At 38.7% G+C, this 6,549-nt stretch carries 7 protein-coding genes; 1 reads left to right on the top strand and 6 read right to left on the bottom strand.

Annotated elements, in window-relative coordinates; translation table 11 throughout:
* Positions 1 to 564: 564 nt before the first annotated feature.
* The gene (locus tag ACVBJC_RS19265; RefSeq protein ID WP_447162539.1) at positions 565 to 1,266 is read right to left on the bottom strand and encodes an energy-coupling factor ABC transporter permease; all 702 of its coding nucleotides are present in this window, start codon (positions 1,264 to 1,266) and stop codon (positions 565 to 567) included.
* Positions 1,267 to 1,356: 90 nt separating this feature from the next.
* Between ACVBJC_RS19265 and ACVBJC_RS19260 the strand changes: the two genes are divergently transcribed.
* Positions 1,357 to 1,797 carry a hypothetical protein gene (locus ACVBJC_RS19260; RefSeq protein WP_447162538.1) on the top strand — a complete coding sequence of 147 codons (441 nt, stop codon included), beginning with the start codon at positions 1,357 to 1,359 and terminating at the stop codon, positions 1,795 to 1,797.
* Positions 1,798 to 2,090: 293 nt separating this feature from the next.
* Here ACVBJC_RS19260 and ACVBJC_RS19255 read toward each other — a convergent pair whose 3' ends face one another.
* From ACVBJC_RS19255 to ACVBJC_RS19235, 5 genes are all read right to left on the bottom strand, one after another.
* On the bottom strand, positions 2,091 to 2,888 hold the full coding sequence (locus tag ACVBJC_RS19255; protein WP_447162537.1) for a phosphorylase: 798 nt from the start codon (positions 2,886 to 2,888) through the stop codon (positions 2,091 to 2,093).
* Between the two features lie 420 nt (positions 2,889 to 3,308).
* Positions 3,309 to 4,250 (bottom strand): hypothetical protein, encoded by a 942-nt coding sequence (locus ACVBJC_RS19250; RefSeq protein WP_447162536.1) that lies wholly within the window; start codon positions 4,248 to 4,250, stop codon positions 3,309 to 3,311.
* Positions 4,251 to 4,374: 124 nt separating this feature from the next.
* Positions 4,375 to 4,593, bottom strand: a complete 219-nt coding sequence (locus tag ACVBJC_RS19245; protein WP_447162535.1) for a hypothetical protein — start codon at positions 4,591 to 4,593, stop codon at positions 4,375 to 4,377.
* 127 nt (positions 4,594 to 4,720) lie between these two features.
* Complete coding sequence (locus ACVBJC_RS19240) at positions 4,721 to 5,770, bottom strand: alpha/beta hydrolase (RefSeq protein ID WP_447162534.1); 1,050 nt, start codon at positions 5,768 to 5,770, stop codon at positions 4,721 to 4,723.
* 132 nt (positions 5,771 to 5,902) lie between these two features.
* On the bottom strand, positions 5,903 to 6,487 hold the full coding sequence (locus ACVBJC_RS19235) for a M23 family metallopeptidase (protein WP_447162533.1): 585 nt from the start codon (positions 6,485 to 6,487) through the stop codon (positions 5,903 to 5,905).
* Between the last annotated feature and the right edge of the window lie 62 nt (positions 6,488 to 6,549).

Here is a 6,549-nt window from a genome sequence, read left to right as displayed (position 1 = left end):
GTAGTCCGTTCTAGAAGAAAATAGCCATTGTAGGTCGGTATTTATGCCGTCAATTATCTTACATTCAAATACAACACCGATGGGCTAAAGCCCAACCTACATAGGCCTTACCGAGAAGCCATACCTATAAGCCTTATCTAGAAGCCTAGCGCTCTAACCTCTCCACTAGCCGGACGTAGTCCGTTCTAGAAGAAAATAGCCATTGTAGGTCGGTATTTATGCCGTCAATTATCTTACATTCAAATACAACACTGATGGGCTAAAGCCCAACCTACATAGGCCTTACCGAGAAGCCATACCTATAAGCCTTATCTAGAAACCTAGCGCTCTAAACTATCCCCTAACCGGACGCTACCCGTTCTAGAGGCAAATGGCCATTGTAGGTCGGTATTTATGCCGTCAATTGTCGTTCATTCAGATACAACATCGATGGGCTAAATCCCAACCTACATAAGCCTTACCGAGAAGCCATACCTAACAGCCTTATCTAGAAGCCTAGCGCTCTAACCTCTCCACTAGCCGGACGTAGTCCGCTCTCAAAGCGAAGCGCCCTTCTACAAAAAACTATTTCTTCCACAGATAAGTTCTGTCTGAATAGTCATAAAGCCATTCGGGCCGGTATACCACCAGCAAGGTAATTGCCATGCCATTGAGCAAGGCTTCAGGAAAACCTAACAGCCCAATAAGCACTAAATAGTTATGACTCAAATACGCCCAGTCGTATTTAGTGGTGAACGATAACCACGTCGCCCAAGCAAAAATATGAAACAAAATAGATAAAAAGCCGTTGATAAACGCGCCGCAAAAAATATAGATAAACAGATGATGGGGTAAGTACTTAAATACCAGGCTGTACACCAAGAAACAGCAAAAGAGAGGCAAACACACCCCAAGCAGCCCATAGATAGCGAATACTGCGGGCTGTTTAAAGACAAATAGAGCAAAAAATAGTGTTGGCAATAACGCTATTAAGCTGGCCAAGCGCCAACCAAACATCAGCATTAACACCACTAAGCCTAGAAAGTGAACATGGATCCCCGGCGTGACACTGGCGTTCATCAGCCACAAACCGGTTAGCGCTATGCTTGCCATCAAAACATGGGTTTGCTTAGCGGGAGTCCTCAATAACTGAACCAGCTCATCGCTTGGGTAAATCACCCAAACCCATAAGGCTAAGATCAGCAATGTGGCGATATCCCCACTGGAAAAGGTCCAGTTAATGTCGCTCAGCCGTCTATGCCAGAAATCGATTAAACCTGCGTCCATGAACTGTAAAATCCTGTAATCTCGCTGCTAACTTACTTCAATATACGTTATGCTGGCCCGTATAAACCTATAATTAGAACAAAAAATCTTATGCGCTTAACAACATTGTCTTTTGTCGTCGTACTCAGTAGCTTGCTCAGCGCGTGTAGCAGCCAGCCTGATATCGAGCCCGAAAAATTTGCAGGCCAAGTCAGTGACTCTTTTAGAACCGATATTAAAGGTAATGGTTTAAAGCTATTTACTTACCGCGCCATTCTCACCATGGAAACACCACAAAGCCAAGCTTTACCACACGAGGTGCGCTCAAACCAAAAGAAGCGTTCTCGTGCTAACAAACGATATCAAGGGCCAGATTTAACGATGTGGACAGAGAAGATTGAGCATGGTTTACAACAAACCATTGAAATGACCGGCTACTGCAAAGAGGGATATATCGAACTGAGCCGCAGTATTCAGTACGACCGTGGAATGATCCGTGGTGAGTGTAATGATGGCGCCGATGAAGCCGATATCGCTAAGTTTGATTCTTAATGTGCTTATTGATTATGTGGATGGACTGCTTATTTAAAACGGTCCATTCCCTGCTATTTAAATCTAAAGCTCGTTGAATCCAAAGTTTTTTAAATCAAAAGTTCTTTAAATCAAAAGTTCTTTAAATCAAAAGCTCTTTAAATCAAAAGCTCGTTAAATCAAAAGTCCTTTAAATCAAAAGCCCTTTAAATCCATGGGCTAATTTAATTACTGATTAATTTAACCACAGTCTGATTTAATCACAACAAGCTAAAAAACAACCATGTTTTAACCTAAATCTAATCAAGATCTCTCTACTGCTCAATTGGGTAACCACATTCCGTAAGGAACTGCAAAAAACCATACTCAGTTAACCAACAAAGCTGCTGTTCTGAGTTAACGAGAAATCGACCGCTATAACACAGACCGTGACCAGACACAGTACCCACCACATTGGTAGATCGTGGCACGATTAACATCCAGCCCTGAGTCAATAAAATATTATAAGGTAAGCAATCGGCGGCGCCGTCAGTCAAGGTCGCTTTATAGCGGCCAAACTTAAGCATCGCGGCGTTATAATGCTGTATCAACAATTGAGCATCTAAATGTTCAAATTGAAATAGATAATGCTTAAAGGGCAATTTGCCTGAGAGTATTAAGGCTTCTAATGTGATTGGCGTCTTCACTATTTGCATATGACGGTGCATTTGGCTAGCCCCAGCATCATGCCCGGCATTAAAAAAACCCAGCGTATCCGCTGAAGAAAAGCCCTGAATCCACGCCTTAAAGTCGACTAGTCTCAAAGCCGATGTTTGCGAAAGACATTCTTTAGCACAGATCAATATATGTGGAGTGATAATCGGAAATTTGTTCAGTAAACAGACATGCTCTGAACCAATCTCACCAATATAAAGTGCGGGATCATAAGGAGCAAGAAAAGGATCATGTAGCGACACCTGCGGCTGATGCTTTTTCGCCATGTTCTCTGTGACTATGTTGCCTACATAGTTGATTCCATCGAGTTCAATTAATGTATCAGCATCCGTTAACGGCAGTAATGCCCCCGTTTGCACACCGCTCTTTGTTAACTTCTCGGCTATTGTCCAAAGCATTTGACTCGATCCAATTCAAAAGGTTACCGACAGAGAATAATCTATTCATAGCGACAAAAGTAGCTGTTTCAGCTGCTTTATTAAAGGCTAATAGCGCTAAAATCACATTAGGATTAAAGCCGCTCACCACCCAGGACCCGCAGACAACAAAGAAAGACAACAACGCAAGCCTTTTAACAGCTTAAGCTTTACCTCCGTGTTCTTCGTGAAAGCAAACCGACAAAATCGGTTGGTAGTTAAGATACGACAAAGTCCCTTGGTGTTCACAAAGTGTCTCAGATGTTACAAACTCATTTTTGGACAGAATGTATGGTACGCGGATATTCGGTAACGCCTCATTAAGAGGCAAATAATTGTTGGCTAAAATAAGTGAGCCACCAACAAAAAGCCAACTGTAATTTGTCCTGCTGAAATGACTTGTTAGATATTCTCTTTTACAAAACTAAGAATATCATTATGAATTTTTAAGTTAGTACCATGCCCAATGTCTTCATATGTATGAAAAACAACATTTACATCGTTTGCTTGGTAAATATCTTGGCATTTAGTCCAACGTTCAGGTTGCATATTTTTACCTAACACTGAGTGAATAGTTTTTCTTTCTGCATCGGAGTATGCATCATCATATTTCACAGCATCATTGGTATCATTTTCGCCCATAAACAAAAATTGCGGTAAAGATGCCCATTTAGTTTTACTAAAATCTCTACCTGTAATATTTTTAAAGTCATTAACGCCTAAAGGGTAATTTAACTTCTCATCAGAGACTTTATCGGCAGGTAACATCAAAATTCCATTTAATCCGCCAGCAACGACTAACTGAAGACTTTCAGGGTGTAACATTGAAAAACGGTTAGCTAAACTTCCTGAAGCAGAAAAACCAGTTAAGATAACTTTGTCTTTTATTTTTACTGAGTGATTAGCTAGTATTTTTTTTGCCTGTGAGATCATTGCCAATAATTGAAGGTCTAATCTTTTTAATTTCCCTGACTCTACTAACAATGTGTCCCGGTCTAATGCGTGAGTATATATTTCCCAATCAGTTTTTGAACGAGGAAATACAGGGATCATTATTGGAGAGTTTAACTTTTTTGCAACCCATGGACCTACAGCATTTCCCACGATAGCCTTTTTAGCGCTTTGATAATGTACATCGAAATCATCAGAAACAGCGCCTGTATTGTTAGTTTCAACAACCAAGTAATTTGTGTCGATATTCGAAGGGATTTTTAATAAGAACGGAAAAGAAAAACCTTTATTTGGCTGAGCCTTAACTTCAATTATTGTATCTGCATAGCTTCCGTTACTTATTAATATCAGAAACAAAGCTGTACTTTTTTTAATTAACTTCTCGAATCGCATGGTGACTCCTCCTTGAGAACATCTAACGCTTTGCTAATGGGCAAATAATGGTTGGCTATAATGCGCGAAGCGCAGCCAACTGTTATTTGTCCTGCTGAGCAACTTGTTATATGCAATTAAGCACCTAAATATTAGATGCAGTATTATTTATAACATCATTCTTAAGTGCCAAAACTGCCACAAAAATCAAACCTAATGGCGGCATAAATGACAGTAAAAAACCAATAAAGGTTGTTGTTTTAACATTTTGGGTTTTACGTTTACCTAGATAAAAGCTTAAGCCAGTTATTACGATCATAGATATGAAAATAAATTGGCCTAGAATTGTTGCATCGATATTCATACGAAACTCCTTTTTGCATATAACGCCCTGTTAAGGGGCTGATTAATGTTTGGCTAAAATGTGTAGCGAAGCGAAACCGAGCCAAACTTTAGCAGTCCCGCGCTTAAACAGCTTGTAATATTCCGCTCTAGCCACTGCATCTTTGATTATTTTTAGACTGATTACATATTTCATTTAGAATAATTTCACCTGCCTCTTTATACCCATTACTAGACAAATACTCAGATATTTCAAATAATGAGTCTATACCTTCTGATGATTGATTAATTGTGAAAGCTATATGTTTATTAAGTTCTTCAGTCGCATTTTCAGAAATTGCATAATGAGCGGTTAATTTTTGTAAGGTTTCTGTAGGAATAGGTACTTTAAATCCATACTTTTTAGATAAATCAGAGTAATGTTCTTTTAAGCCATCTAGCCCTGATATTTTTACTTCATAAGTCGGTTCCCAGCCAGCGAATGCTGATTGTAAAGCATACTGCATCGAAGGATGTTTAGTGGTTCTGTGAGATTGGTCTGGGAATTTTTGGAATTCAAAAGAACCTTTTGATAGTTTACTTAGCTTCTTAGTTAATTCTATAAAAGGGTTTTGCATATGTTCACCTTCATTTGCGATGGTGATCGTAAGAGGTGCTCTTCTTTTTAAAACTTCAGAATTCGATTTAGATACTTTGTCTACGATGTAGCCATCGTCAAGAGAGGGGCTAAAAGCAAAGTATTTCGAAAAAACTGGATTGTCACTTAACCAATAATCCAACACGAAGCGCCCTGAATTGGAGTGCCCAGACAAAATGCTATAAGCTGCAACTCGATAATTTTCATTAATATATGAAACGACTTCTTTTGCTAGAAAGTTAGCAAAGGGTGTTGTTTTTCCATTTTCAGGACTAAGTTCTTTTCCTCTACTTTCGATACCGACAACTATAAAGTTTGGAATTTGATCTTCCAAAAGATCAAGAGTCGATAAAGTTGAAAGCATATCCCATTGACCGTGAAGTACATATAGTACAGGGTATGATTTCTCTTCATTGTGATAGTTCTTTGGAAGTTTTATTAATAAGTTTCTTTCTTCCCCAAGTGAATTGGACTGTAACTTAACTTCCTCAGCTAACATTAAACCTGATGCAAGTGAAAACTTTGAACAAAGTAAAACAATACTAAAAAACAATACTCTCATTTATAACTCTCCATGTTGATGAAACTCTAGGAATATAACGCCCTGTTAACAGGCAAAAAATAGTTGGCTAAAATAGCGACGAAGGAGCAAAAGCCAACTGTTTTTTGTCTTTGTTTAACAGCTTGTTATGCATTACTCACCGCTTTCTTCACGAGATTTTAAGTCTATTGTTTTTTGGTCAAAACGAATTTGCAGAGGTTGCTTTTCCTTCCATGCAGCAATATGTAAATGAGGGTTACGGCTATAGCCATTATTACCAATGGTCGCTACAACTTTACCAGCTTTGACAATGTCCCCAGTAGATACATTGATGTTATCAATATGTGCGATAAGAACTATAGTTCCATCAGCTTTTTTAAACGATATTGAACCCGCTCTGCCAGGAGTCATAATTCCTGGTTCATTTGTTATATTATTTTTATTAATAGATTCAACAGTACAATCACATGGAGCTAATACATTCTTACCAAAGCCATACCAATCTTCATTTTTATGTCCGTTGTCTTTAAATGTTCTCATAAATAAACGTTCACCTGACTTGTAAAAGTCTTGGACTACACAGTCAGTACCTAGAGCATCCCCCGCATACTTAAATTGACCATCCCAATGCTCAGTACAATTAAATGACTCTGCGACAGGAGCGTGAATTTTAACAATGTCAGTAGCGAATACCTGAAAAGAAAAAAACAAACTTATTAATATAAAATACGGCTTCATTGAACATCCTTATATGCATAACGCCCACATTAAGGGGCTTTTTATTAGTTTGCAAAATGTGT

Source organism: Shewanella sp. 0m-6, assembly GCF_052977325.1.
This window is presented reverse-complemented; position numbering and strand designations above follow the sequence as displayed.